Annotated in this window: 25 protein-coding genes and 1 tRNA gene; 14 read left to right on the top strand and 12 right to left on the bottom strand. The window is 71.1% G+C overall.

What is annotated here, in order from left to right; translation table 11 throughout:
* Positions 1–68 precede the first annotated feature (68 nt).
* Entirely contained in the window at positions 69–761 is a 693-nt protein-coding gene (locus tag ABZT47_RS24720; protein ID WP_354846411.1) for a hypothetical protein, read from the bottom strand.
* 223 nt (positions 762–984) lie between these two features.
* On the opposite strand from ABZT47_RS24720, the gene ABZT47_RS24715 reads away from it, so the two are divergent.
* Entirely contained in the window at positions 985–3723 is a 2739-nt protein-coding gene (locus ABZT47_RS24715) for a hypothetical protein (protein WP_354846408.1), read from the top strand.
* Here the strand turns inward: ABZT47_RS24715 and ABZT47_RS24710 are convergent.
* Complete coding sequence (locus ABZT47_RS24710) at positions 3712–4113, bottom strand: hypothetical protein (protein ID WP_354846405.1); 402 nt, start codon at positions 4111–4113, stop codon at positions 3712–3714. The genes ABZT47_RS24715 and ABZT47_RS24710 overlap by 12 nt on opposite strands.
* A gap of 221 nt (positions 4114–4334) precedes the next feature.
* Here ABZT47_RS24710 and ABZT47_RS24705 point away from each other — a divergent pair, with 221 nt between their 5' ends.
* Entirely contained in the window at positions 4335–5324 is a 990-nt protein-coding gene (locus tag ABZT47_RS24705; RefSeq protein ID WP_354846402.1) for an NAD(P)-dependent oxidoreductase, read from the top strand.
* A 194-nt stretch (positions 5325–5518) separates the two neighbouring features.
* Positions 5519–6061, top strand: a complete 543-nt coding sequence (gene def / locus ABZT47_RS24700) for a peptide deformylase (RefSeq protein ID WP_354846399.1) — start codon at positions 5519–5521, stop codon at positions 6059–6061.
* Positions 6062–6099: 38 nt separating this feature from the next.
* Here def and ABZT47_RS24695 read toward each other — a convergent pair whose 3' ends face one another.
* Complete coding sequence (locus ABZT47_RS24695; protein WP_354846397.1) at positions 6100–6654, bottom strand: hypothetical protein; 555 nt, start codon at positions 6652–6654, stop codon at positions 6100–6102.
* Entirely contained in the window at positions 6651–7292 is a 642-nt protein-coding gene (locus ABZT47_RS24690; protein ID WP_354846394.1) for a dihydrofolate reductase family protein, read from the bottom strand. The genes ABZT47_RS24695 and ABZT47_RS24690 overlap by 4 nt, the downstream gene beginning before the upstream one ends.
* A gap of 106 nt (positions 7293–7398) precedes the next feature.
* On the opposite strand from ABZT47_RS24690, the gene ABZT47_RS24685 reads away from it, so the two are divergent.
* Positions 7399–8268, top strand: coding sequence for a LysR family transcriptional regulator (locus ABZT47_RS24685; RefSeq protein WP_354846391.1), 870 nt, complete (start codon positions 7399–7401; stop codon positions 8266–8268).
* Positions 8269–8448: 180 nt separating this feature from the next.
* Positions 8449–8589, top strand: a complete 141-nt coding sequence (locus ABZT47_RS24680) for a hypothetical protein (RefSeq protein ID WP_354846388.1) — start codon at positions 8449–8451, stop codon at positions 8587–8589.
* A 187-nt stretch (positions 8590–8776) separates the two neighbouring features.
* Here ABZT47_RS24680 and ABZT47_RS24675 read toward each other — a convergent pair.
* Positions 8777–8850, bottom strand: a tRNA-Pro gene (locus tag ABZT47_RS24675).
* A 194-nt stretch (positions 8851–9044) separates the two neighbouring features.
* Here ABZT47_RS24675 and ABZT47_RS24670 point away from each other — a divergent pair.
* The 5 genes from ABZT47_RS24670 to ABZT47_RS24650 all read left to right on the top strand — a co-directional run bounded on the left by ABZT47_RS24670 (position 9045) and on the right by ABZT47_RS24650 (position 12574).
* A complete protein-coding gene (locus ABZT47_RS24670; RefSeq protein ID WP_354846385.1) occupies positions 9045–9509 on the top strand; it encodes a hypothetical protein in 465 nt (154 codons plus the stop codon).
* Positions 9510–9740: 231 nt separating this feature from the next.
* On the top strand, positions 9741–10646 hold the full coding sequence (locus ABZT47_RS24665) for a hypothetical protein (protein WP_354846383.1): 906 nt from the start codon (positions 9741–9743) through the stop codon (positions 10644–10646).
* A 3-nt stretch (positions 10647–10649) separates the two neighbouring features.
* Complete coding sequence (locus tag ABZT47_RS24660; RefSeq protein ID WP_354846380.1) at positions 10650–11912, top strand: hypothetical protein; 1263 nt, start codon at positions 10650–10652, stop codon at positions 11910–11912.
* A gap of 9 nt (positions 11913–11921) precedes the next feature.
* Positions 11922–12116: a hypothetical protein gene (locus tag ABZT47_RS24655; RefSeq protein ID WP_354846378.1), complete on the top strand. Its 195-nt coding sequence runs from the start codon at positions 11922–11924 to the stop codon at positions 12114–12116.
* 62 nt (positions 12117–12178) lie between these two features.
* Positions 12179–12574, top strand: a complete 396-nt coding sequence (locus ABZT47_RS24650) for a CBS domain-containing protein (protein WP_354846375.1) — start codon at positions 12179–12181, stop codon at positions 12572–12574.
* Positions 12575–12756: 182 nt separating this feature from the next.
* On the opposite strand, the gene ABZT47_RS24645 is transcribed toward ABZT47_RS24650, so the two are convergent.
* From ABZT47_RS24645 to ABZT47_RS24635, 3 genes are all read right to left on the bottom strand, one after another.
* Positions 12757–14112, bottom strand: a complete 1356-nt coding sequence (locus ABZT47_RS24645) for an FAD-dependent oxidoreductase (protein WP_354846372.1) — start codon at positions 14110–14112, stop codon at positions 12757–12759.
* A gap of 42 nt (positions 14113–14154) precedes the next feature.
* Entirely contained in the window at positions 14155–14553 is a 399-nt protein-coding gene (locus tag ABZT47_RS24640; protein WP_354846369.1) for an ATP-binding protein, read from the bottom strand.
* A 212-nt stretch (positions 14554–14765) separates the two neighbouring features.
* The gene (locus ABZT47_RS24635; protein WP_354846367.1) at positions 14766–15548 is read right to left on the bottom strand and encodes a SigB/SigF/SigG family RNA polymerase sigma factor; all 783 of its coding nucleotides are present in this window, start codon (positions 15546–15548) and stop codon (positions 14766–14768) included.
* A 224-nt stretch (positions 15549–15772) separates the two neighbouring features.
* On the opposite strand from ABZT47_RS24635, the gene ABZT47_RS24630 reads away from it, so the two are divergent.
* Complete coding sequence (locus ABZT47_RS24630) at positions 15773–16141, top strand: STAS domain-containing protein (RefSeq protein ID WP_354846364.1); 369 nt, start codon at positions 15773–15775, stop codon at positions 16139–16141.
* Positions 16142–16212: 71 nt separating this feature from the next.
* On the opposite strand, the gene ABZT47_RS24625 is transcribed toward ABZT47_RS24630, so the two are convergent.
* Entirely contained in the window at positions 16213–16926 is a 714-nt protein-coding gene (locus tag ABZT47_RS24625; RefSeq protein WP_354846362.1) for a GAF and ANTAR domain-containing protein, read from the bottom strand.
* A gap of 146 nt (positions 16927–17072) precedes the next feature.
* Here ABZT47_RS24625 and ABZT47_RS24620 point away from each other — a divergent pair, with 146 nt between their 5' ends.
* Both ABZT47_RS24620 and ABZT47_RS24615 read left to right on the top strand, forming a co-directional pair.
* A complete protein-coding gene (locus ABZT47_RS24620; RefSeq protein ID WP_354846359.1) occupies positions 17073–18971 on the top strand; it encodes a SpoIIE family protein phosphatase in 1899 nt (632 codons plus the stop codon).
* Positions 18972–19174: 203 nt separating this feature from the next.
* Positions 19175–20350: a glycosyltransferase gene (locus ABZT47_RS24615; RefSeq protein ID WP_354846356.1), complete on the top strand. Its 1176-nt coding sequence runs from the start codon at positions 19175–19177 to the stop codon at positions 20348–20350.
* 84 nt (positions 20351–20434) lie between these two features.
* Here the strand turns inward: ABZT47_RS24615 and ABZT47_RS24610 are convergent, their stop codons facing one another.
* The gene (locus ABZT47_RS24610; RefSeq protein ID WP_354846354.1) at positions 20435–20887 is read right to left on the bottom strand and encodes a hypothetical protein; all 453 of its coding nucleotides are present in this window, start codon (positions 20885–20887) and stop codon (positions 20435–20437) included.
* A 415-nt stretch (positions 20888–21302) separates the two neighbouring features.
* Positions 21303–22706 carry a Si-specific NAD(P)(+) transhydrogenase gene (sthA, locus tag ABZT47_RS24605; RefSeq protein WP_354846351.1) on the bottom strand — a complete coding sequence of 468 codons (1404 nt, stop codon included), beginning with the start codon at positions 22704–22706 and terminating at the stop codon, positions 21303–21305.
* 110 nt (positions 22707–22816) lie between these two features.
* On the opposite strand from sthA, the gene ABZT47_RS24600 reads away from it, so the two are divergent.
* On the top strand, positions 22817–23935 hold the full coding sequence (locus tag ABZT47_RS24600) for a family 16 glycosylhydrolase (RefSeq protein ID WP_354846349.1): 1119 nt from the start codon (positions 22817–22819) through the stop codon (positions 23933–23935).
* Here the strand turns inward: ABZT47_RS24600 and ABZT47_RS24595 are convergent.
* Positions 23920–24999, bottom strand: coding sequence for a helix-turn-helix domain-containing protein (locus ABZT47_RS24595; protein WP_354846346.1), 1080 nt, complete (start codon positions 24997–24999; stop codon positions 23920–23922). The two genes, ABZT47_RS24600 and ABZT47_RS24595, sit on opposite strands and share 16 nt — an antisense overlap.
* Positions 25000–25027: the final 28 nt, after the last annotated feature.

Raw genomic sequence — 25027 nt, 5'->3', positions numbered from 1 at the left:
TCGGGCGAGCGCCGGTTGGGCCGGTCGGGATGGTGGGCCCGGCACCGGAGGCGCCGGGCCCCGTGCGGTCACTGGCGCATGGTCAGGCGCCAGGTTTGGTAGGTGCCGTAGTTGCATTCCAGCGCGTAGGCCTTGCCGTTCGAGCCGGCGTCGATGCAGAGCGGGCCGTCGAAGGGGTTCACGAACTGGACGTTGTTGTAGTTCGGGCCGCGGGCGTCGAGCCCTTGGGTGTCGTTGTGGATTGGATCGCTGACGCAGTCGCGCATCCGCAAGGTATATTCTCTGGTTATTTCGATCGTGCCTTCGAACATTTCGATGCAGAGCTTGGTGTGCATATTGCGGATCTGGACGACGTTGTAGTCGGGGGTGCCGGCCCTGTGCCCGGGGCGCGGGCCGTAGTTCCCCTTGATCTCCCAGGTCTGCCAGTTGTTCCCGGCCTGGCACGGGCTGGTGTACAGCACCTGGTAGTTGCCGTCCAGGCAGCGGCCGGTCGCCCACTGCTGCAGGTGTCCCCGGAAGGTGAACAGTCCGGCCGCCTGGCTGGGCGTTGCCAGGGCCACGCTGGGAAGCAGGACGAGCATGAGCGCGGCGATGAGCATCAGCGGTCGCCACGTGCGCCGACGATCGCCGGCCGAAGGCTGCGCCGGGGAGGGCGTGGCGTCACCGGCCGTGGCGCGGGTCGCGTATGGGGCGCCTCGCCGCGGGAGACCACGAGATGGTTCCGGTTCGCGCTGTGGACGGCGTTGGTTCGGAAATGGCATGTGATTCCTCTCTGAGGCGAGGCTCCCGCCGGGCATGGCCGATCGATCGGGAGCGGAGTGAGCCAGACGCTAGGGGCAGGCGGCGTGTTCAGGTTCGCCGCCGGAAACTGAACAACGAACCTCGAACATTTGGCCCGGCTCGAATGTCAGAGGAAGTACAACTTCAGGCTCTTGCCGACGGTGATGAAAATCGTCTGCGACGATGTCGGCGTAAGGGGGGTCAGTGCCACGTCAGGAACGTCCGCTGGGCGTCGAGGACACGCCGTTGCTTCGGTTCGCCGGTGATCTGCGGCGATTACGGCGGCAGGCCGGGCAGCCGTCGTACCGGGAACTGGGCAGGCGGGCCCGCTATTCGGCGGCGGCGCTGTCGGAGGCCGTGGCCGGGCGGAGGTTGCCGAGCCTTGCGGTGACGGTGGCGTTCGTCGCGGCCTGTGAAGGCGATGTCGAGGCGTGGCGGGAGCGGTGGCGGGAGCTGGCCGCGTCCGATGCCACGCCGGACGGGCAGGCGTCGTCGCCGTACGTCGGGCTGGCGGCCTACCAGGTCCAGGACGCCGACCGGTTCTTCGGCCGGGAGGCGCTGACCGAGACCTTGGCGCGCCTGGTGGACGAGCGACCGTTCGTGGGGGTGTTCGGCGCCTCCGGCGCCGGCAAGTCGTCGCTGCTGCGCGCCGGGCTGGCCGCCGAATCAAAACGCACCGTCCTGGTCCTCACCCCGGGCTCCGACCCGGTCACGGAGGTGGCGACCGTCGTGGCCGGCCTCGTCGACGAGCCTTTGGCCCACGTCCGTGAGCGACTCGCCACCGACCCGCACGCCCTGCGCGGCCTGCTGTCCGAGGCGTGCGACGACCTGCTGCTGATCGTCGACCAGTTCGAGGAGGTGTTCACCCTTTGCGCGGATGACGACCGGCTGTGGCTGGTGCGGGCGCTGACGGCCGCCGCCTCTCCGCGCGGCAGAGTGGTGCTGGGCGTGCGCGCCGACTTCTACGGCCACTGCAGCCGCCACCCCGAGCTGGTCGCCGCCCTGTACCGCGCTCAGCTGATGGTCGGCCCGATGTCGCCCGACGAGCTGCGCCGCGCCGTCACCGAGCCGGCGGCGCGGGCGGGTGCCTCGGTGGAGTCCGCCCTGCTGGCCCGGCTGATGTCGGACGTCACCGGGCAGCCGTCGGCGTTGCCGCTGGTGTCGCACGTGCTCGCCGAGACCTGGCGGCGCCGCCGCGGCATGGTGCTGACCCTGGCCGGCTACCAGGACGTCGGTGGCGTCGAGCACGCCCTGGCGCGCACCGCCGAGCACACCTTCCAGCAGCTCACGGGCGGCGAGCGGGACGCCGCCCGGCTGATGTTCCTGCGACTGGTCACTCCCGGCGACGGCACCGAGGACACCAAACGGCGGCTTCGGCGCGACGAGCTGGGGGCGTCGCACGGCCCGCTGGAGCGGTTCGCCGCCGCCCGGCTGGTCAGCGTGGACGACCACGGCGCCGAACTGGCCCACGAGGCGCTGCTGCGTGCGTGGCCACGGCTGGCCGCCTGGATCGCCGAAGACCGGGACCTTCTGCGGGCCCATCGCCTGGTCACCGAGGCGGCCACGGCCTGGCAGGCGCATGGCCGCGATCCCGACCTGCTGTGGCGCGGTGAGCGCCTGACCGCGATCGACCGTCTACTCGACCGGCTCAACCCGGTCGAACGTGACTTCCTCGACGCCGGCCTGACGGCACAGAGGCTCCGCGAAACCAGGCGACACCGGCGGCGACGCCGGCGCAGAGTGCTCATCGCCGCCCTGTCGGTTCTCGTCGTCCTGCTGACGGGAGCCGTCGGCCTGGCCGTCACGGCGAAAAGCGAAGCCGACCACCGGAGAAACGAGGCCATCAGCCTGCGCGCGGCCGACACCGCCCGCGCCCTCCTGCTCACCAAGCCGCGCGACGCGGCGGCGCTCGCCCTGGCCGCCTACCGAATCAGCCCCACGGCCGAGACCCGTGCGGCGCTGATCCTCGCCCACGCCGCAGCGGGGGCGACGACCCTCGGTGAGGGCTACCAGGACACGCCCCTCCGGGTCGCCGTCACCCCCCGGACCGTTCGGTCTGGCAAGTACTCCGGTTATCAACTCTGGCGCCGGGACGGCACCGCCTGGCGGCCCGCCGGCGTTCTGCCCGGCGGCGCCTTCCTCTACAGCAGCAGCGCCGACGGACGCCGCCTGCTCACCTGGCACGCGCCTACCAGATTCCATCTGTGGGACGTCTCCGATCCTGACCATCCACGAGAGATCGCCGTACCAGCCGATCTCTCGATAGTGAACGACCTCACTCGTGACGGTGGACTGCTGGTCGCCACGGGAGCCGACCGGACGACCGTGGTGTGGCGGGACGCCGATGGATCGGTTCGCCGGCTCCCGGCCAGGGACGTGGAGGGCGCGGCGCTCGTCCCGGACGGCTCTGGGATCGTGCTGACCCGCCGCGACGGCGGGCAGTACGCCGTCGAGCTGTGGAGCCTCGGCGGTGCGCGGATCGCGACCCTTATGCGCACCCCGGACGTGGTGTATCCCTACGCCGGGCCCGCCGGGACGGTGGCCGTGGTCGGAACGAAATCGGGGAAGCTGACCGTGCTGAAGGCCACCGACCCGAGATCGCCGCGCACGATGGTCCACGCCGACGGCATGGGGTCTCCGACCTGGGTCGTCTTCGATCCGCAGGGCCGTACGGCCGCCGCGCTGGACGACGACTCGATCAGAATGTGGGACCTGTCCTCAGGAGCCGTCGTCCTGTCCCTCCACTTCGACGGCCTGCCGCTGACACGCCCCCGGCTCCTGTCGGCGACCGGCGAACTGCTGGTCCTCAACTCCGGAAGCGGCGCCCTGTGGCAGGTGGACCCCAACCTGTCCCGAGTGATCCACCACACGTGCGCCGGCCGGGTGGAACTCGACTGGAATCGGTACCTCCCCGACACGCCGCGGGTCTCCTTATGCGGGTGAACCCACAAGCCTCGCCACCTCCGCGGCGTGGTCACGGTCGCGGGTGGTGGCGGCGTCGGTCCAGGCTTGTTCGACCTCGGCGAGGGGCAGGGTGCGGACTCGGACGTCGAACGCGCCGCCGGTGATCGCGGAGGCGAGCTTGGGTAGCTCTTTGATGAAGTCGCGGCCCGGGACCGAGCCGATGCCGCTGCCCACGATGTTCAGGCGGGCCGAACGCAGGGCTGCGGAGGGCGATGACCACGTCGACATCACAGGCGGCCGCGAGTTGGTCGAAACGCTCTCGATCAGGCTGAACAGTTTCGGGCCGTAGGCCATCTGCACGCGGCGCAGTGCCGGCCAGCCGATGCCCAGCACCTCGGCCGCCTGCTCGATATAGAACTCGTAGAACAACCGGCCCAGGGTCCGCGTTCTCCGGCCGGTGCGACTCGTCGGGCCGCAGGACGAACCTCGGCTGCGCGAGGATCTCCCGCACGTCGCGAGGGAGTCGATGCATTGATATCAAACTATTCGATGGCTATGCATCCGAGATGGGCGGCCGGGATCGCGTGCCGAGCGGCACCGACAACCCGGCACGCACGACAAACGCGTACTCGATCACAAGGGGTGCAAGCATGAAGGTCTTCGTCACCGGCGGCAGCGGTTTCCTCGGCGGCGCTGTGGTCCATCGCCTCGTCGCCGAAGGACATGAGGTCATGGCGCTTGCCAGATCGGGCTCGAGCATTCAGCGGGTACGTACGGCCGGAGCCGATGCCGTTCCCGGCGATCTCGCCGAGCTCGGCCGGATCGGTTCCCCGGCGCCGATCTGGCTCTCCCAGCTCCGCGGGGCCGACGCGGTCGTGCACGCCGCGGCTCACATGGAGTTCTGGGGGCCCGACTCGCTCTTCGAACAGGCCAATCACGTGCCCACCGTCGCCCTGCACGCCGCGAGCGTCGCAGCCGGGGTGCGACGCTTCGTGCTCATCAGCGCCGCCTCCGTCTCCACGGGAAGTCAACGTCGACCCGTCATCGACGAGTCGACGCCGCAAGGCCGGCCGAACATCGCCTACAGCCGGGTCAAGCTGGCCACGGAGCGCGCACTGTTGCAAGCCCACAGCCAGAACACCGAACTGGTCGTGCTCCACCCGCCGTTCATCTGGGGTCGCGCAATGACGACGATCAACGACATGGTCAAGGTCGCCGAGGCAGGACGGTTCGCCTGGATCGATCACGGTAAGCACATCGTCGACTTCGTGCACGTCGAAAACCTGGCCGGTGCCGCACTCCTTGCGCTCACACGGGGCCGCCACCGCGGGGTGTACTACGTGACCGACGGCACACCGATGCCCATACGAGACTTCCTCACCCCCTTGCTGGCGACCCGCGGCGTGGATCTGTCCACGAGCCGCAGCTTCCCTTTGGCGATGGCGGCGCCCATCGCCGCGATGATGGACGCCACGGCACGCCTGCTTCGCCGCAAGACGGCGCCCCCGCTGACCAACTGGCTGGTGAGCTTCACCGGCCGTGACCGGTCCTACGACATCACCGCCGCGCAGAGAACTGGGCTACTCGCCCGACGTGAAGGTGGAGAAAGGCCTGGCGGAGATGAGCTTCCCGTGAGGTGACGACCCCGCGCGCCACGGTCTCACCGCCCTCGTGGGAGATCACCTGAAACATGGAACTTCGGTACTTTTACATGGTCACGGGCATCGCTTCTGTGGTGCGCTGACGACAGGCCCCGCTGTGACAGGGCTACGTGGTGCGTCATGTGCCGCCGCCACGTCCTTCCGTTCATGTCCCCCGGCGATGGAGTTCCCGCGTGACCGTTCAACCCGTCCGGCTGTTCGACGATCCCATCCTGCGTGAGCCGGCCGCGCCGGTGGTCGACTTCGATGCCGAGCTGCGCCAACTGATCACCGATCTCACCGAGACGATGCACGAGAAGAACGGGGCCGGGCTGGCCGCCCCCCAGATCGGCGTGGGCCTGCGGGTATTGGTCTTCCATCCCGACCTCGCCAAGGGTGAGCTCGGCCACCTGGTCAACCCGGTTGTGGACTTCCCCGACGAAGAGGAGCAGGACGGGCCCGAGGGCTGTCTGTCCATCCCCGGGGTCTACCTCGACACCAGGCGCCGCATGAACGTCGTCGCCAAGGGCTTCACCTCGCACGGCGACCCGGTGCAGATCGTCGGGAGCGGCCAGCTCGCACGCTGCATCCAGCACGAGACCGACCACCTGGACGGCGTGCTCTTCCTCGACCGAGTGGACGGTGACAGGCGCGCGCGGATGATCGAGGCGATCCGTCAGGCCGGCTGGTACGACCCGGCCGCCCCGCCGGTCGTCAAGACCAGCCCGCATCGCTGAGCACCCGCCCACGAATGTCAGGAGCGATCTCCTCACCCCTAAGGCGTGTCCCAGCCGGAGACGAACCAGCGCACTTCGCCCGTCTCGGGGTCGTACTCCCGCCGTTTGGTCGTGCCGATGTTGCCGCCGTACACGTGGATCCCGATGGTGGGCTCGCTGCCGACGGCGGTGACGGCGTGCACGTCGTCATCGGTGGTGCAGCAGACGGTCACCTGCCCCGGCGTCCACCGGGCGTCGCCGGCGGGCGTCAGCGGCCCGCTCTGGGTGGACTCGGTCGGCTTGAGGTAGCGGGTCTCGTGCTCGACCCCGGCGTAGATGCCGACGACACCCCACGTCTCGTGTGAGTGCACGTTGGTCCGCTGGCCCACGTCCCAGACCACGGACGCCATCGACCAGCCGTCGTCGGGGGCGATGTACATCGGGTACGTCAGGTGACGCGCGGCCGAGGCCCGCGTCAGCTCCGGCGGCAGCCGGTGACCCTCGGCCAGGAGCGCCGACATCAGCTCGCCGACCCGCGCCGTGATCTCGTGCTCGTCGCCGGTGCCGTCCACCACGAGTGCGACGTCGTCGATGAACGTCTGGAGGCGGTTCATGACACTCTCCGGTACTTGAGGTGGGTGACGCTGGGCGCCTCGACGGCCCGGACCTGCTCAAGCCGTACGTCCCCGAGATTCTCCAGGAGGCGGGAACCACTACCGAGCAGCACCGGGACGACGTGCAGTTCGAGCACGTCCAGCAGCCCCGCGGCCAGGTACTGCCGGACGACCTGGCCGCCGCCCCACACCATGACGTCCTTGCCGTCGGCGGCCTTCTTCGCCTGGTCGAGTGCCGACTCGATCCCGTCGGTGACGAAGTGGTAGGTGGTCCCGCCCTCCATCTCCACCGGGTCGCGGGGGTGATGGGTCACGACGAACACGTCGTAGTGGTACGGCGGGTTGTCGCCCCACCAGCCCTTCCACTGCTCGTCGACCCAGGAGCCGCCACCGATGGGGCCGAACATGTTCCTGCCCATCACCGCGGCGCCGATGTTCTCGATCGACTGCTCGAACACCGGCGTGCTCGGGTTCACCTCGCCGCCCTCCTCGCCGTGGGCCCGGCGGAAGGCGGCCAGCGTGGCCACCCAGTCGTGCAGCCGCTCGCCGCCCTCGCCGAGCGGATTTTCCACGCTCTGGTTCGGGCCGGCGACGTACCCGTCCAGCGAGATCGAGATGTGACACCTCAGCTTGCTCATGTGTGTCTCCTCAGTCGACTTGCCCGCGTTCACCAACGAGCATGGCGCGCCAAACAGATGACGTCTAATGGCACTATTTCGGAACATTCATCGATATTCTCGATACATGCTGAACCTGGTCCACCTCAGGGTTCTGGCCGCGGTGGCGCACCTCGGGTCCGTGACCGACGCGGCGAAACACCTGCACTACTCGCAGTCGTCGGTGAGCCACCACCTGGCCCGCCTGGAAGCGGCCACCGGCGTCCGGCTCATCCAGCGCGTCGGCCGCGGCATCCGCCTGACCCCGGAAGGCCGCCTGCTGGCCGGCCGCGCCACCGAGATCCTCGGCCGCGTCGACGCCGCGGCCAACGAACTGGCCACCCAGGCCAGCCTCCGATCGGGCCGCGTCCGCCTGGCCGCCAACGCCTCGACCCTGAGCACGATCGTCCCCAAGGCGGCCGTCGCCCTGGAACAGGCGTACCCGGGACTCGAACTCATCCTGATCGACCACCACCCCGTCGAAGCCCTGCAGATGCTGCGCCAGGGCGAGATCGACGTCGCCCTGATCTTCCGCTACGCCAACGCCCCGGTCGAAGAGGAGGACGAGGGCTTCCGCCTGGTCCACGTCGGCGACGACCCCGTCTACCTCATCAGCCGCCAACCGGGCGACAGCCTCACCAACCACCGCGACTCCCCCTGGATCGGCGGCTGTGAACGATGCCGGAACGAACTGATCAACGTGTGCCGCGGCGAAGGCTTCACCCCGCGCATCGCCTCGCTCAGTGACGACATGGTCGTCGTCCAGGCCCTCGTCGCCGCCGGCAAAGGCGTCACCACCCTGCCGGGACTCGCCCTCCAGGCCCACCGCCGGCCCGACATCCACGCCACCGAGCTGGCCGGCTTCACCCGCCGCCTCTACGCCGTCACCTACGGCGACCCACCCGACCCACCGGCCACCGTCGCCCTGATCCAGGCCATCCAGGACTCCACCCGGTAAGGGTTCGGGCGCCGACGTCGCGGTCAGCGCCTTCGCCCTGTCGCTGGAAGGACTCGCCGGAGCCTCCGCGCTGGGAGGCGGCGAACCTGGTGCCCGGTGCGCGGCGCTGCTGCTCGGGGCGCCGCGGACGCGGCACGCCGCCAGGTCGGTGCCCCGCTACCGCCGGCCGAACGTGGCGACGTGGACCGGATCACCACCGCCGCGCGGGCCCTGCTGGGCGACGAGCGGTTCGCGGCGGAGTTCGCACGCGGTGCGCGGCTGAGCGTGCCGGAGGCGGTGCGGCACGCCCGGGACGCTCTCGGCCGGCTGGCGCCCTGCTGAAAACGGCCAGTGGACCACTGAGGCAGAACGGGCTGCACCGTCAGCCGCGACCTGCCCAACTCTCGGGGCGCTGGTCCCCAAATGATCCCCGGCTGCGGGTGGTGTAGCCACACGCGATGAGCCGACCGACATTAAGAAAGGTCTGTTGAGCTGGGACTACTCCCAGATCGACAGACCTTTTCGTCTGTCGGGACGACAGGATTTGAACCTGCGACCCCTTGACCCCCAGTCAAGTGCGCTACCAAGCTGCGCTACGTCCCGTTGCCCGCCGTGGCGAGCAAGAACAACCTTAGCGCAGATCGAGCAGTCCTGCGTACGGGTGAGCCTGGCGGGTGGGCACTCCTGTCCCACTGGTCGCGCGTCTTAGCTGCGAGCGTCGCGGGATGGCCGATGATCGATCTTCGGAGCTCGTGGCGCGATGAAGCGGTGGAGCCGACTGAAGGCGGGATGGGCATATGGGGCGGAAGGCTCATATCGATCGGGATGAGCTGGGGCGGCTGGTCGCCGGCGGATGGTCCAACGCGCGACTGGCCGCACACTTCGGGGTGACCGAGTCGGGGATTCTGCAGGCCAAGCGGGCGGCCGGGCTGGCCAAGCCGATGCTCGACCACAGCGCGGCCATTCCGTGGAAGCTGAACCGCGCCCACAACCAGACCGGGCCGGCCACCAACCTGAGGAACCTGTCGGCGGTGGCCCAGGGGGGCGAGGTCCCTCGCATGAAGGTCAACACGGCTCTGCGCTGGGCTCGCAGGCTCGTGGACAGCGGCCTGGACATCTCCTACGACCCGGAGGAGGGGTTCTTCGAGACGCCGGTGGCCGGCGAATCGCACGTGGAGTCGGTGCTCAAGGGCGCCCTGGCCGTCCTCGGTGAAGGGGAAGGGGAAGCGGAACAGGAGGAACCGCCGCAGAACGGGTCCTGACCGGCAGCTGGGCGACCCGGGACGGTTCGGGCGAATGGGGTCCTGGGCGGTGGCCCGCCGGGGGGTTCGGCGGGGAGATTCCCCGTGTCGGCGAGGGGGGCCGTTGACCGGCGCTCGAGCGGGTCGTGGCCCTGGAGCGGACGTCGAGGAAAACCGGGGGATCGTGTCGTTTTGGAATCGTCTTCTCGGGCAGTCGGGGGGTTACAAAGGCAGACATAACCGGAGGCAGACATGACCATCACCTGGGTGGCCGTCGTTGTAGCCGCGGTGGTGGCGATCCTGGCCGTCGGCTACCTCGTGGCGCAGCAGCAGCGCAGGCGTCGACTCCAAGAACGCTTCGGACCCGAGTACGAGCGCACCGTGCGTGAACGCGAGAATCGCCGTGAGGCGGAGCAGGAACTGCTCGAGAGGGAGCAGCGTCACGCCAAGCTGGACATCCGGCCGCTGTCCGCGGAGAGCCGGTCGTCCTACTCCAAGAAGTGGACCGAGGTTCAGGAGCGGTTCGTGGACGCTCCCGGTTTCGCGGTGACCGAGGCGGATCATCTGGTCACCTCGGTCATGGCCGACCGGGGTTACCCGACCGAGGGCTTCGAGCAGCAGGTCTCCGACCTGTCGGTCGCCCACGGCCAGACCCTGGACCGCTACCGCAAGGCTCACGAGATCAGCAGCCGCGCCGCCCGCCGGGAGGCCTCGACCGAGGAGCTGCGGCAGGCGATGGTGCACTACCGCGCGCTGTTCCAGGAACTGCTGGAGGACGCGGCGGACATCGGCGCCGAGCGGCGCGAGGCCGAGGACCCGCGCGACGAGCGTCGCCGGTACGAGGAGGCGCGCGAGGAGCGCCGCGACGTCGAGACGGCTCGCGAGGCCGAGACCGCTCACGGCGAGCGGCAGGCGTACGAGGGCGACGCCGCCGGGCGGCGGGCGGACGGCGAGACGGGAACGGACTCCGGCGGGTACGACGGGCAGCGGCGCAACGGCGCCGGGTTCGGCGACGCGGAGCTCGACCGGCAGCAGTTCGAGCGCCGTGAGCAGGACCGACGGCAGTACGGCGGCCAGGAGCCGGGCGGTCACGCCTCCTCCGAGACCGGCACCCGAGTCGCCGGCGGCCAGACCTACCGCAACGCCCAGGGGAGCTGACCGATGGAACCGTACCGCCGCGACCCCACGCCCGGATCGGTGCACGACCCGGACTCCGACCGGCCCGAGAACGGCGACGCCTCCGGTTCCCCCGTCGATGACATCCGCACCGTCTACGACCCCTCCCGGCCCAACTGGGCGGGCGACGCCGGCGGGGCCGGCGAGCGCGGGCTGGACGAGGACGACGACCCCGACGACGACCGGCACGACAATGACGGACTCGGCGTGCGGAACGACATGAACGTGTCCCACGCCCGAAACGACGATGGGTTGAACGTGCGGAACGACCACGACACGCGGAACGACCACGACACGCGAAACGACCACGACGGGCTGGACGTGCACAACGACCACGGCACGCGAAACGACCACGACGGGTTCGGCACGACGGACGACCACGACGGACCGGGCGTGCGGGACGAGCACGACCGGCTGGACGAGGCCGATCAGCGCCACGCGGTCGACCGGGGGTCGGACGACCTGACCGGGCGGGACGACGACGACACCACCGACTCCGCCGACCCCGGCGACCGCGCGTCCGGGCTGAGCACCGGCGCGGCGGGTGACCCGGATCCGGCCCACCACTCCCCCGGCCTGGGCGACGCCCGGTCGGAGGACGCTTCGGACGAGCAGGCCGCCGCTGACGGGCGGGCGACGCCGGTGGGGCAGACGACCCCCGAGCGGGACCTGATGGTCTACCCGGAGGAGGCCGACTACCCGACCCGGGCGGATGACGCCGAGCTGTCGGCCGTGCCCCAGGTGGAGCCCGAGCCGGTGAGCGCCAGGGACGACCTGGACGAGCGGTCCGGCGAGACGCACGCCGGAGTCCCCCACGGCACCGGCACCACGACCGGGCTGGACTCCGTGGCCGGCACCACGACCGGGCTGGACTCCGTGGCCGGCGTCGGGACCACGGCCGGCGAGGTGGGCACCGCGGCCGCGGGGACGGCCGTCTCCGGTGGTACCGGGGGGAGCGACCGCGGGTTCGGGGCCGAGGACTTCGAGCGGCGGTGGCGCGAGGTCCAGGTGAGCTTCGTCGACGACCCCCGGGAAGCCGTCGAGCGGGCCGACGGGCTGGTCGACGAGGCCGTCGCCGCGATCACCTCCCGTAAGCAGGCTCTGGTCGACCAGTGGAAGGACGGCGACCAGAACGACACCGAGCGGCTCCGGCTCGCTCTGCGCGACTACCGTTCGCTCCTCCAGGACCTGGTGGGGCTCTCTTACTCCGGCGCCCCGCGCAGCGGTGGCCCGGCCGACACGAAGTGAGGTAATCCGATGCTTGCCATCGTCGCGGCGATCGTCTTCGGCATCGCTTTCCTGTTCAGCCTGCTCGGCACGAGCATCGGCATCTCCACCACGGCGCTGATCGCGCTGGGCCTGTGCCTGCTCGCCCTGCACCAGGGCGGCATCGGCACGGCCAGCATGGGCGGCGGCGCCCCGTGGCGCGGCTACCGGCGCACCCGCCGCTGACGGCACGGCGACTCGAGGGCGGAGATGGGGTGCCGATGATGAGCCAGAAGGTACGGGACGTCATGACGCATCGGCCGGTCTGCCTGCCGGCGGACGCTCCGGTGTCCAAGGCGGCGCGCCTGATGCGCGACCAGGCGATCGGGGACGTGCTGGTGACCAGGGACGACCGGCTGTGCGGCCTGGTCACCGACCGGGACATCGTCGTGCGCGCCGTCGCCGAGGCCAGGGACGCCGATTCGACTCCCCTGGGTGCCCTGTGCACCTCCGACCTGGTGACCGCCCGGCCGGACCAGGACGTCGAGGACGTCATCCGGCTGATGCGGGAAAGGGCCGTCCGCAGGGTGCCGGTGGTCGTGGACGGCCGGCCGGTCGGCATCGTGTCCCTGGGGGACATGGCGCTGGAGAACCGGCCGTCGTCTCCGCTGTCGGAGATCAGCGGCGCTCCCCCGAACGGCTGAGGACCCCACCGCGCGTCCCCTCCGGGCCTCGGGGCACGCGGTGAAGGAGGAAGGGCGCCGTCCGTCACGGGCGGCGCCCTTCCGCGTCTCCGGGACGCGCGCGGCGGAACCTCGCCCCCTCCCCCAGAGCACCCCCTGCGCGCCGTACGGCCCGCCCTCCTCCCGCGCCGCGTCGCCAAGGGTCACTCGCGGGCGCCGGAGGCGGCCGGGGAGCGGGCGGGGACGGGGCGGTGGGCGGTGCGGGCGGCCAGTTCGAACTCCTGGCGGGGGTCCTGCATGGCGCCGAGGGAGACGATCTCGCGGGCGAACAGCAGGCTGAGGGTCCAGTCCATCAGGATGCGGGCCTTCTTGTTCATCGTCGGGATCTTGCTGAGGTGGTAGGTCCGGTGCAGGAACCAGGCGGGGAAGCCGCGCATCCGGTGCCCGTAGACGTTGGCGACGCCCTGGTACATGCCGAGGCTGGCGACCGATCCGGCGCTGCGGTGCCGGTACGGGCGGCGCGGCTCGCCCCGCAGGGTGGCGATCAGGTTGTCGGCGAGCCGGACGGCCTGGCGGGTGGCGTGCTGGGCGTTGGGCGGGGTGGTCCGCCCGGGCCGGGTGAGGTCGGGGACGGCTGCGCAGTCGCCGGCGGCGAAGGCGAACCGCGTGCCGTCGACGAGCAGTCCCGCGTCGACCTTGACCCGGCCGTGCTCGTCGAGGGGCAGGTCGGAGGCGGCGGTGAGCGGGTTGGGCTTGACGCCCGCCGTCCAGACCAAGGTGTCGGCGTCGAAGGCGTCGCCGTCGCTGAGCATGATGTGGCGGTCCACCGCGGACTCCAGCCGGGTGCCGGTGCGCACCTCGATGCCGCGCATGCGCAGCTGGGATGCGGTCCACTTCCCCATCTCGACGCCGATCTCCGGCAGGATCTTCCCGGACGCCTCGACGAGGATCCATTGCATGTCCGAGGGGCTGACGTGGGCGAAGTAGCGGCAGGCGTCGGCGGCCATGTCCTCCAGTTCGGCCAGGGCCTCGACGCCGGCGTAGCCGCCGCCGACGAACACGAACGTCAGGGCGCGCCTGCGCACGCGCTCGTCGGTGGTGGAGTCGGCCAGGTCGAGCTGGGCGAGGACGTGGTTGCGCAGGTGGATGGCCTCTTCGAGGGTCTTGAAGCCGATGCCCCACTCGGCGAGCCCGGGGATGGGCAGCGTGCGGGAGATCGATCCGGGGGCGAACACCAGGTAGTCGTACTCGAGCACGCGTTCCGGCCCTTCGTGGGGGTGGAAGCGGGCGGTGCGCGAGGCCAGTTCGACCCGGCTGATCCTGCCGCTGAGGATCTGGCAGCGGGGCAGCACCCGGCGCAGGAAGACGACGACGTGCCGGGGTTCGACGCTCCCCGCGGCGGCCTCGGCGAGGAACGGCTGGTAGGTCATGTAGGAGTCGAGGTCGGCCACGGTGACGCGGGCCTCGCCGCGGTGGAGCCGCTTCTCCAGGCGGCGGGCGGCGAGCATGCCGACGGCGCCGCCGCCCACGACCAGCACGTTCGGGATTCGCAGGGTCATAGCCGGGGACGTACCCCGGGCCCCCAAGGACTACATGGGGATTTACGGCAGTTTGAAGCGCATTATTAGTTCTGTGCCGTTTTGCCCGGTTCGCAGGACGAGCTCCTTGGTGAGCCGCCGGGCGACCCACAGGCCCATGCCGCTGGTGGAGTAGTCGTGCGGGGCGATCATTCCGGGCGGTTCGTCGGGGACCCAGTGCCCGTCGTCGTGCACGCCGACGAGCAGGTCTCCGCCGTCGCACCAGACCCGCATCCGCGCCTTGGCCGCCCCGTGGGTGACGGCGTTGGTCGCCACCTCGTTGACGGCCACCAGGTAGTCGCCGATGGAGTCGTGGCGCATCCCCACGCGGCGCGCCTGTAGGGCGGCGAAGTCCCGCACCTCGGGCAGGTCTCCGACACTGAAGGTCAGTTCCTTGACCACCACGCCGGACGGGAGCGGCATTGGGCCGCCCCCGTCCGAGAGGAAGCGGGGAGGAGGGACTTCGTCCTCGTTCACCCGATAACCGCCTCCAGAAGCGATCAGCTATGGAAAGGTCACCCTGCTCGGGGCCGATTACATCGACGAAGATACCCCGGGATATCGGCCCGTAAGGGAAGTGCCCCCTCCACGCGACTACTGTTCCGCCCTTCAGTGCCCCAGGAAGGGCGGCTTAATCAGCCCGCGGCCACCAGTTGCGAGCGGAGCTGGTCGAGCACCTTGCGCAGGATGCGCGAGACGTGCATCTGCGAGATGCCGAACTCCGCCGCGATCTCCGCCTGGGTCATGTTGCCGTAGTAGCGCAGCAGGAGGATGTTGCGCTCCCGCTCGGGGAGCTGGTCGATCAGAGGCTTGATGGCCTCGCGGTCGACCAGCGTCGCCAGCTCGTCGTCCTCGTCGGGGATGAGGTCGCCGAGCGCGGCCGCGTCGTCGTCGGCGCCCATCGGGGCGTCCAGCGACAGGGTGCTGTAGGCGGCGGAGGCGTCCATCGTGAGGAGCATGTCCTCCTCGGAGATGCCCATCCTCTTGGCCAGCTCGGCGACGGTGGGGAACCGGCCGAGCTCCTGGGTGAAGTCGGCGACCAGGCGGTTGAGCTCCGAGCGCCGCTCCTGGTACAGGCGCGGCACGCGTACGGCCCAGGTGCGGTCGCGGAAGTGGCGCTTCACTTCGCCGGTCATGGTCACCATGGCATAGCCTCTGAAGCTATGTCCGAGCTCGGCGTCGAATCCGTTGATCGCCTTCATGAGGCCGACGTACGCGGCCTGGAGCAGGTCCTCCATGGGCTCGCCCCTGTGGAGGTAGCGCCGCGAGATCTCGCGGGCCATCGGGAGGTGCATCTCCACGATCATCTCTCGCAGCCGCGCCTGCCGGTCGTGCGTCGTGCCCGGCTCGTGCAGCTCGCGCAGCAGGTCCTCGGCGGTGACGTCGGTCTGGGAGAAGGTGTGGTTCTCGGCAGCCATTGCTGCTCCCTCGTATGCCTTGCAAGCGAGGCGGAACCGACAATGCCCATGCAGAGCCGACATCGCCTCGCGTACTACTGTCGAGACGAGGCCCTCTGCTGGACCTCGGCTCCAGTATTCCCCAAAAATCAAGAGTATTGCTACCCCCCAGGCAACAGTAATGTTGCGATTGACCCCCGATGGGGTTGGCGCCATGCGCCAGGGAAGCGGCTTGGAGGCGCGTGGTGACCGTTCCAGACAGGGCGAATTCCGCTCTGACCCTTACGTCCGAGCTCACGGACGATGTGCCGGTGGTGCGGGTCAGCGGCATCCTCGACGCGACGACGCGCGACCGGTTCACCGACCGGCTGGCGCAGATCGCCGACGACCACGGCCCCGACCTGGTGCTCGACCTGGCCGGCGTGACCTTCATGGACTCCCGGGCGCTCGGGCTGATCGTCCATCACTGGCAGCGCACCATGGCGGCGAAGGGACACTTCGCCCTGGTGGGGGTGCAATATTCCAACTCCAAGGTGATGTGGGTGACCGGCCTGGCGCAGCGGCTGCCGCTGTACGACACCACCGAGGAGGCGCTCGCCGCGTTCAAGGAGTGACCGATCGCCCCGCTTCGAGCAGATATATGGCGCTAAAGTGCCTCGAAGCATGAGAAGTCACACGAACGCGGTCAGGACGGCAGGGCGCCGCCATGCTTGCTCTGGTGCTCGCTGACCAGCAGGCGGGCCAGGTCGGCCACCTTCACCTGGTGGTGCTGCGAGAGCCGGCGCAGCTCGTCGAAGGCAGCCTCGGCCGAGCAGCCGCTCGCGTGCATGATGATGCCCTTGGCCTGGTCGATGACCGCGCGCCCCGCGAGCGCCTCCTGCATCTGGGCGGCGTCGGTGAGCACCTCGTCGTAGTCCGACACGTTGGCCAGGGCCACGGTGAGCTGCTCGGTGAGCAGGGCGGCCAGCGGGTCGGCCGAGCCGCCGGCCAGGGCCCCCGGCCGCGTGGCGTACAGGCCGAGCACCAGCGTCGCGCCGTCCACCGAGATGGGCAGCACCAGCGACGAGCGCACCCCGTGCTTGACGGCCGTCGCGGCGTACCGGGGCCAGCGGGGCTCCTGCAGCACGTCGGGGATCAGGACGTTCCTGCCCGTCGCCACCGCCTCGACCGACGGCCCCTCCCGCAGGGCGCTCTCGCGGTCGACCAGGGCGATGAGGTCGCTGTGCGAGGCCGACAGCATCAGGCGCTCGTCGCGCCGCAACTCCACGGTGCCGCCCGCGCACCCCGGCACCCCGACGGCGACGGCCCTGGTCACGCCGCTGAGGACGCTCTCCATGGAGGTGCCCTCGTTGACGCGGCCAAGGGCCGCGAGGTCCCGGGCGAGGGCCGGACTGAACATGCGCATCGTCTCCATACAGGCCTTCCGCTTCCCCTCAGAGCCAGGTTAATTCCCGCCGGGAGGTGCTCATCGATGACGGGCGTCTCCTTGACGTACGGTCTAGCAGGGGGACCCCACGCTCCCCGCCGCCATCCGAAGGACGCAACTTGACCGACCCCACTGATCTTCCCGCACTGGAGCAGGCGCTGAGCGGCCTGACGGCCCGCATCTCCTCGCTCCGGGACGCCCGCTCGGCCTACCCCGGCGACCCCGGCCCGACCCTGGACGCCGCGCTGGTCGAACTGGACACGGCCCGCGACCTGCTGCGGGCCTCGATCGGCGAGCTGGGCAAGACCAGGCGCAGGTCGGGCGGCAAAGAGAGCAGCTCCAACCGCGAGCTGAAGCTTCTGCGGACGGTCTACCGCACCCTTCCCGTCCCGGTGATCATCCTGGACACGACGGGCACGGTGCGGCGGGTGAACGCCGAGGCGTCCCGCCTGCTGGGCAGCCCGGACGGCTACCTGACCGGCCGGGCCTTCCCGCTGCTGGTGGACGTCTCGCGCCGGGCGGCGTTCCGCTCCCATCTGACCTCGGTGCTGCACACCGGCGAGACGGCGGCCTTCCCGACCCGGCTGGCCCACCAGGGACGCGCGCACAACGTGCGGCTGGTCCTGACCCAGCTGCGCATGGCCGGCGAGCCGCAGGAGATGATCGCCGCGGTGGCGCTGCCGGTCGAGGTGCGCGCGCCCGAGGCCGGCCAGGTCGCGCCGGAGCCGGAGCAGTCGCCCGAAGAGTCCTTCATCATGGCCGCCGCGCGCCGCCAGGAGCTGATGTCGCGGCTCACCCGCCTGCTGCTTGACGAGGAGAGCCTCAGCGAGCCGGTCGCGCTCATCCGCGCCGGCCGGCTGCTCGCCTCGCACACCGCCGACTGGGTCTTCGCCGACGTCGTGCGCGAGGGCGCGCCGCAGCGCTCCCTGGTCATCGGGCCGGCCAACCAGCCCGTCGCCCGCCTGGTGCAGACGCTGGAGCGCATGGACCCCTCGGGGGCGGCGCTGGTCGCGCACGTGCTGGCGAGCGGTGGCGGCGTGGTGCACGAGATGGTCGAGGACGACACCGTGTTCGGCGCGCTGCCGGACGGCTCCTCCGTCCTGCACGCCACCCGGGCGGGTTCGGTGCTGAGCGTCCCCATCCTGGCCGGAGAGGAGGTGCACGGCGTCATCACGCTGCTGCGGATGCGCGAGCGGCCGCCGTTCGGCCTGGCCGACCTGGCGCTCATGGAGGACGCCGGCGCGCACATCGGGCTGGCGTTGCGTGCCCAGCGCGTCTTCCAGGGCAGCGCGCAGGCGGCCGACACCCTGCAGACCGGCGTGCTGCCGCGCACACTGCCCGACGTCCCCGGCTATGACGTGGCCGCGACGTACCACACCGGCGCGGGGCCGAGGGCGATCGGCGGGGAGTTCTACGACGTGTTCCCGGTCAAGGACGGCTGGGGCTTCGCCGTCGGCGGCGTCGTCGGGCAGGGTGAGGAGGCCGCCTCGGTCACCGCGATGGTGCGCGGCGGCCTGCGCACGCTCAGCGTGTGGGAGGACGACCCGGGGACGGTGGTCGCCCGGCTGAACGACGCCCTGGTGGCGCAGGACACCGGCATGTTCGTCATGGTCGCCGCCGGGTTCGTCACCCCGGGCAGGCGCGGCGGGCGGGTCAGGCTCGCCTCGGCCGGCAACCATCCGCCCGCGATCCTGAAGAACGACGGCGGGGTGCGCTACACCTCCGGGGGCGGCATGCCGCTCGGCATCGAGACCGGCGTGGCCGTCCCGGTCGAGGAGGTCGCGCTGGCCCTGGGCGAGACGCTGGTGCTGTACTCCGACGGGCTGGCCGGCTCGCGGGGCAGGTCGGGTCAGGAGGAGCTGGCGTACGGCGAGAGCCGGCTCACCGAGGTGCTCGCGCGGTGCACGGGCCAGCCGGGAGCGGCGGTGGTGAAGGCCGTCGAGGAGGACCAGCGGGCCTTCTGCGGCGGTCAGATCCTCGATGAGGCGACCATCCTGGCCATGCGCCGCACGCGCTGACCTGCGCGGACGCCGTCCGCACGTACGGGGACGTTTCTCCTGCAACCCGGGCAACAAGGTTTTTCTAAGATTTTTTGCCCTGAGGGGTTTGTCGAGTTCCAGACGCCGGTAAGCTTAGACACAGATTCCGTGCCTAAGACGCAGGCACAACTCAGTACGCCATTCGGGTCCTGTGCGACCCGGCATCCCTGAGGTGTGCCCCAGTGAATATCGCCATCGTCTCCGTGCACGTGCTTCCCGCCGACATTCCGGCCATCGCCCGCGAACTCAGCAGTTCCCACCGCGTCACGATTTACACCCGCCGCAACGCTCCCGACCGCAAGCCGCGGGTGAAGGTGGCCACCGGTGTGACGATCGAGTACATCGACGCGGGCCCCGCGCAGCCGCTGCCGGAGAGCGACCTCATGCCGCACATCGCGGAGTTCAGCGAAGAGCTGCGGCGGCGCTGGACCAAGGAGAGCCCGAACGTGGTCCACGCCCACTCCTGGACCGGCGGCCTGGCCGCGGTGGCCGCGGCCGACGGCATGGACATCCCGATCGTGCAGACCTTCCACCAGCTCGGCTCCTCGCGCATCCGTCCCGGCGGCGCCGGGCAGGCCGCGCGGGTGCGGCTGGAGCGCGCGATCGGCCGCCGCGCCGACGCGGTCATCGCCTCCTGCGGGAGTGAGGGCGAGGAGCTCATCCGGCTCGGCGTGCCGCGCAAGAACATCGCGGTCGTCCCGCACGGCGTCGACACCGAGCGGTTCCGCCGCCAGGGCCCGTCCCTGTCGCGTGGCGAGCGCCCCCGCCTCGTCCACGTCGGCCACATCACCCAGGGCGGCGGCGCCCACACCGCGATCCGGGCCCTCGACGGCATCCCGGGCGCCGAGCTGCTGATCGCGGGCGGCCCGGTCGCCGGGGCCCCCGACACCGAGACCGACCTCGAGCGGCTGCGCCTGCTGGCCAAGGAGGTCGGAGTCGAGGACCGCGTGACCCTGCTCGGGCACGTGCCGCACAACTCGATCGCCAAGCTGATGCGCAGCGCCGACGTCGTGCTCTCGCTGCCGGTCGCCGTCCCCAACGGCAAGGTGGCCCTGGAGGCCATGGCCTGCGGCGTCCCGGTCGTCGCCTCGGCCGTCGGCGCCCACCTGGACTCGGTGGTGGACGGGGTGACCGGCCTGCTGGTGCGCCCGAACGACCCCGCCCCGATCGCTCGCCGCACCCGCCTGCTGCTGGGCGACCTGACCCGGCGCACCGCCCTCGGGTTCGCCGGCGCCGACCGCGCCGGCTCGCGCTACTCGATGGAGCGCATCAGCCGCGAGCTGGTGCGGGTGTACGACACCGTCACCGGTGTCGCGCTGCCCGCCGAGGCCGACGCCGAAGAGGCCGAGGCCGCCTGAGCCGGCTCCCTCCACACTCCTCGAGCCCGCGCCACCGGTGGTGGCGCGGGCTCGTCGGTTCTCTAAGGACGCGGGGACGAACGGTCAGCTGTACGTCACCGACTGCGGGCTGCAGGTGGTGAGCCACGGGCCGGGGTACACGGGGGCGGCATAGCACCCCCAGGTGGCGGTCACGGTGGTCGTGCCCGCGGGGATGCTGACGGAGCCGACCGACCCCGCGTAGTCGCCGTACTGGTGTCCGCTGCTGCACGTCGCGGGGACGCTCGCCGCGGAGGTGCTGCCGGCGGGCAGGGTCACGGTGTACTGCCACGCGTGTGTGGCCGGGATCGCCGTCATGGAGCTGTAGGGCAGCGCCGTGATCGTGGGATACCAGTCTCTGGTGTCCCCGTAGTAGTCGTTGTTGAGGCAGTCCACCGTGGCCTGCAGAACGATGCCGTCGGCGGCGGCGGGCGGCGACGCCACCACGCCCAACGCGCCGATCGCCACCAGCGTCGAGCCGAGCGCCAGCACCCGCCGGACCGGATTCCCAGCAATCATGGACATCCCTTCATGTAGCGCCGACTTCGAGCAAAGCGAATTCAGCACCTTCCCGGACCGGCGGTCAACGCCCACGGGTTTCGTCCGGGCTCAAACGCCGGTGCGGGGCGGGACGTATCGACGGCGCGCTCCGCCGGCGGCCCGCTCCGCGATCGCGGAGCCCGCGGCCCGCGGGAGACCGCGCGCCCGGCGACGAGCCGGAATCCGCACCCGCGACCGGCGAGCGCGCCCCGGGCCGGGAGCGACCCTCCGGCCGGCCGTGCGGTCCACGGTCCGCTGAAACATTCACTGTTCGAAAGCGACCGGTGCGCGCGGAGGGACGAAAGCCCGTGCCACCTCCCTCGGCACGGGCTTTCGCCGTTCCACCCCGGGCGGGGCGGAACGGCCTTCGGCGCGGGGTCTCGGCCGGCGGATCTCAGTCGGCGAAGCGAGCCATCCTGCGGATCTTGTTCATGGCGTCGAGGGCGGCGACCTTGTAGGACTCGGCGAGGGTCGGATAGTTGAAGACCGCGTCCACCAGGTAGTCCACCGTGCCGCCGCAGCCCATGACGGCCTGCCCGATGTGGAGCAGCTCGGTCGCGCCGGTGCCGAAGACGTGCACCCCGAGCAGGGCGTGGTCGTCGGGCGAGACCAGGAGCTTGAGCATGCCGTAGGTGTCGCCGATGATCTGCCCGCGGGCCAGCTCCCGGTACCGCGAGATCCCGACCTCGAAGGGCACCAGTGCCTTGGTGAGCTCGTCCTCGGTCCGGCCGATGTAGCTGATCTCGGGGATGGTGTAGATGCCGATCGGCTGCAGGTCCGACATGCCCTTCAGCGGCTCGCCGCAGGCGTGGTGAGCGGCGATGCGTCCCTGCTCCATCGAGGTGGCCGCGAGCGAGGGGAAGCCGATGACGTCGCCGACCGCGTAGATGTGCGGCACAGGTGTGCGGTAGTCCTGGTCGACCGCGATGCGGCCCCGGGCGTCGGCCGTGAGCCCGGCGGCCTCCAGGTTCAGCGCCTCGGTGACGCCGTGCCGGCCGGCCGAGTACATGACGGTGTCCCCGGGGATCTTCTTGCCGCTCTCCAGGACGGTGACGCAGCCGCGCGCCCGCCGTTCGACGGCGGCCACCGTCTCGCCGAACCGGAAGGTGACCGCGAGGTCGCGCAGGTGGTACTTCAGCGCCTCGACCACCTCAAGGTCGCAGAACTCCAGCATGCGCTCGCGCCGCTCGACCACGGTGACCTTGGTGCCGAGGGCGGCGAACATCGAGGCGTACTCGATGCCGATCACCCCGGCGCCGACGACGACCATCGAGTCGGGCACCTTGTCGAGCTGGATCATGCCGTCGGAGTCGATGATCGTGCGGTCGTCGAACTCCACGCTGTCCGGGCGGGCGGGCCGGGTGCCGGTCGCGATGATGATGTTGTCGGCCGTGATCTTGGTGCCCCTGCCGTGCTCGTCGGCCACCTCGACCGTGTGCGGGTCGAGGAAGCGGCCCGAGCCGAGCAGCAGCGTCACGCGGTTGCGCGACAGCTGGCTCCTGATGACGTCGATCTCGCGCCCCACCACATGGGCGGTGCGCATGGTCAGGTCGGCCACCGTGACGTCTTCCTTCAGGCGGTAACTCTGGCCGTACATCTCTCGTTGGTTGAGGCCGGTCAGGTAGAGAACGGCTTCGCGCATGGTCTTGGAGGGGATCGTGCCGGTGTTGATGCACACGCCGCCGATCATGCTGCGCCGCTCGACGATCGCGACGCGGCGTTCGAGCTTGGCGGCCGCGATGGCCGCCTTCTGGCCGCCGGGTCCGGAACCCAGGACAAGTACCTCGTAGTCGGACACAACGCCAAGTGTGCGGCTAACGACCAGATTGGTGAAGCGGTGCGTCCGACCGGGAACGCCAAATCGCTATAACCCTGTGATCAGGGGACGATGCTTGCTTTCATGGGCGCATGTCGATTCGTAGCGCATACATGATCGTAGCGGCGACGACGTTGACCCTCTGTCCTGGCCCCGGCCACGACGGCCCGCACGGGCGGCGCCCCGGCGACGGGCGTCCGCCCGTCCACGCCGGCGCGTCCCCCTCGGCCGGCGACCGTAGTTTCCCTCCGCACGCCGGCCCGGTGCCCAGCCGGGTGCCGCGCGCCGCCTCCCCGGGCGGCTCCTCGGGAGCTCCTCTGGGCGCGCCCGGCTACCCGCCTCCCCCGGTCTACGACCACCGGTACGGGCCGCGCGGCGGCCCGTCGTACCGGCCGCCGGGCACTCCTTCCTCCCGGCCGCCGGGCCCGGGCGCTCCCTTGGACGTGCCGCCGGGCACGTCCCCGGGGGCACGGCCGGGCGGGCCGCCGACCGCCTCCAGCACCGTGCCGCCCCCGGTCGCCACGAGCGCGGCGCCCACGGCGGGGCAGCGCGCCACGTCCGGCACCGACCCCCGGTGGGGCGCCCCGGTGCTGGTGGAGAACTTCGACGGCACCCAGATCGACCGCGGCACCTGGGAGGTGTACCACTCCCCCGACGCCAAGGTGAACCCGCGCACGGCACAGGCGACCAGCGTCGGCGGTGGCATGCTGCGCATGACCGGCGGCTTCTACGGCGGCAAGGACCTGTCCGGCGGCGTCGCCTCCCACCTGTCGCAGACCTACGGCCGGTGGGAGGTGCGTTTCCGCGGCGAGGCCGGCGCCGGGTACTCGCTGGTCGCGCTCCTGTGGCCGAGCAGCGAACGCGGCGAGTACGCCGAGATCGACTTCGCCGAGGTGATCGACCCGACCCGGCGGACCGGCGGCATCTACGTCCACCGCGGCGAGGCCCCGCAGGCGCAGAGCCAGATGCGGGCCGACTTCACCCAGTGGCACACCGTGGCCGTCGACCGGCTGCCCGGCCGGCTGACGTTCTGGCTGGACGGCAGGCAGGTGTGGGACTACACCGGGCCGCGCGTGCCCGAGGCCCAGCCGATGCACCTGACCCTGCAGAACGACGTGGTGTGCAACCAGTGGTCGCCGTGCAGGAACGCCTCGACGCCGCGCACCGTGTCGATGTTCGTCGACTGGGTCAAGATCTACCGGGCTTCTTGACGGGCGCCCTGACGGTCGCCGGCGAGCAGCTCGGCGGCCTTGAGCCCGAGATGCAGGACCAGGCGGTTCTCACCGTCGTCCAGGTCCAGCCCGGTGACGCGCTCGGCCTTGGCCAGCCGGTAGTACAGCGTCTGGCGGTGCACGCCGAGCCGGGCGGCGGTCTCGCGCGCCCGGCCGCCCTGGTCCAGGTAGGCGCCGACGGTGGCGGCGAGCTCGCCGGACAGGGCGGCGGCCTCGGCCGCCAGGTCGGCCAGCTCGGCCGGAGACAGCCGCACCAGCAGGCGGTGCACCCCGAGATCGGCCCAGACGGCGACCGGGGCCAGGCGCGGCACCCTCTGGGCCGCGCGCAGCGCCAGGGTCGCCTCCCGCCAGCTCCGCCACGCCTCGCCGGGGTCCTCGCGCGGGCCGCCCACGCCGGCGGCCGTGCCGTACATGCCCTGGACGCGGGCGGCGACGGCGGCCGCCTGCCCGGCGGGCGCCAGCAGGGCGGTGAGCGGGTCGCCGGCGTCGGCGAGCACGCCGCGCGGGAGCGTCCACAGCGGCGCGACGACACCGGAGGCGGTGCGGACGGCGACCGCCGCCACCGGGCCGGACAGGTCCAGCGGGACCGCGGCGCGTACCTCCGGGTCGGCCGAGAGCAGGTCGCGCAGGCGCACCCCGAGGTCCTGGCGGCTGCGGGCCTCCTGGGCGAGCGCGGCGGCGGCCCGGGCGACCAGCGGCGCGACGGCGTCCAGGCGCTGGTCGGTGAGCGCGCCGGCGTCCAGCAGCCACAGGTATCCATAGGTGACCCCGCGGTGGCGCAGGGGGACGCACACGCGGGCCAGCACGCCGAGGCCGCGGTCGGCGGGGATGCGGACCGGCCCGGCGGCGGTGGCGACGCCGTAGCCCTCGAAGTAGGCGCGCACCTCGTCGGAGGCGCGGCGGCGCAGGATGGACTCGCGCCGGACGGCGTCGATGTCGCCGCTCTGGGCCGCGTAGGCGAGCAACTGGAAGGCCCGGTCCTCCAGCGTCGCCGAGGCGTCCAGAATGCGCGCGATGTCGTCCACGATTTCCTGCAGATCCACCCGCCCATTGTCATACATCTGTATGAAG

The sequence above is a fragment of the Sphaerisporangium sp. NPDC005289 genome, from assembly GCF_040607455.1.
GTDB classification, from domain to species: Bacteria; Actinomycetota; Actinomycetes; order Streptosporangiales; family Streptosporangiaceae; genus Sphaerisporangium; species Sphaerisporangium rhizosphaerae.
The sequence above is the reverse complement of the archived record's forward strand: the minus strand, read 5'-3'. Positions and strand labels throughout refer to the sequence as shown.

Coding starts and splice junctions, on each gene's coding strand:
- ABZT47_RS24690 (WP_354846394.1), bottom strand. CDS start 7,292: ATGAGCAAGCTGAGGTGTCACATCTCGATCTCGCTGGACGGGTACGTC.
- ABZT47_RS24705 (WP_354846402.1), top strand. CDS start 4,335: ATGAAGGTCTTCGTCACCGGCGGCAGCGGTTTCCTCGGCGGCGCTGTG.
- ABZT47_RS24625 (WP_354846362.1), bottom strand. CDS start 16,926: ATGTTCAGTCCGGCCCTCGCCCGGGACCTCGCGGCCCTTGGCCGCGTC.
- ABZT47_RS24670 (WP_354846385.1), top strand. CDS start 9,045: ATGGGGCGGAAGGCTCATATCGATCGGGATGAGCTGGGGCGGCTGGTC.
- ABZT47_RS24610 (WP_354846354.1), bottom strand. CDS start 20,887: ATGATTGCTGGGAATCCGGTCCGGCGGGTGCTGGCGCTCGGCTCGACG.
- ABZT47_RS24650 (WP_354846375.1), top strand. CDS start 12,179: ATGACGCATCGGCCGGTCTGCCTGCCGGCGGACGCTCCGGTGTCCAAG.
- ABZT47_RS24685 (WP_354846391.1), top strand. CDS start 7,399: ATGCTGAACCTGGTCCACCTCAGGGTTCTGGCCGCGGTGGCGCACCTC.
- ABZT47_RS24695 (WP_354846397.1), bottom strand. CDS start 6,654: ATGAACCGCCTCCAGACGTTCATCGACGACGTCGCACTCGTGGTGGAC.
- ABZT47_RS24665 (WP_354846383.1), top strand. CDS start 9,741: ATGACCATCACCTGGGTGGCCGTCGTTGTAGCCGCGGTGGTGGCGATC.
- ABZT47_RS24600 (WP_354846349.1), top strand. CDS start 22,817: ATGTCGATTCGTAGCGCATACATGATCGTAGCGGCGACGACGTTGACC.
- ABZT47_RS24645 (WP_354846372.1), bottom strand. CDS start 14,112: ATGACCCTGCGAATCCCGAACGTGCTGGTCGTGGGCGGCGGCGCCGTC.
- ABZT47_RS24660 (WP_354846380.1), top strand. CDS start 10,650: ATGGAACCGTACCGCCGCGACCCCACGCCCGGATCGGTGCACGACCCG.
- ABZT47_RS24640 (WP_354846369.1), bottom strand. CDS start 14,553: ATGCCGCTCCCGTCCGGCGTGGTGGTCAAGGAACTGACCTTCAGTGTC.
- ABZT47_RS24655 (WP_354846378.1), top strand. CDS start 11,922: ATGCTTGCCATCGTCGCGGCGATCGTCTTCGGCATCGCTTTCCTGTTC.
- ABZT47_RS24635 (WP_354846367.1), bottom strand. CDS start 15,548: ATGGCTGCCGAGAACCACACCTTCTCCCAGACCGACGTCACCGCCGAG.
- ABZT47_RS24720 (WP_354846411.1), bottom strand. CDS start 761: ATGCCATTTCCGAACCAACGCCGTCCACAGCGCGAACCGGAACCATCT.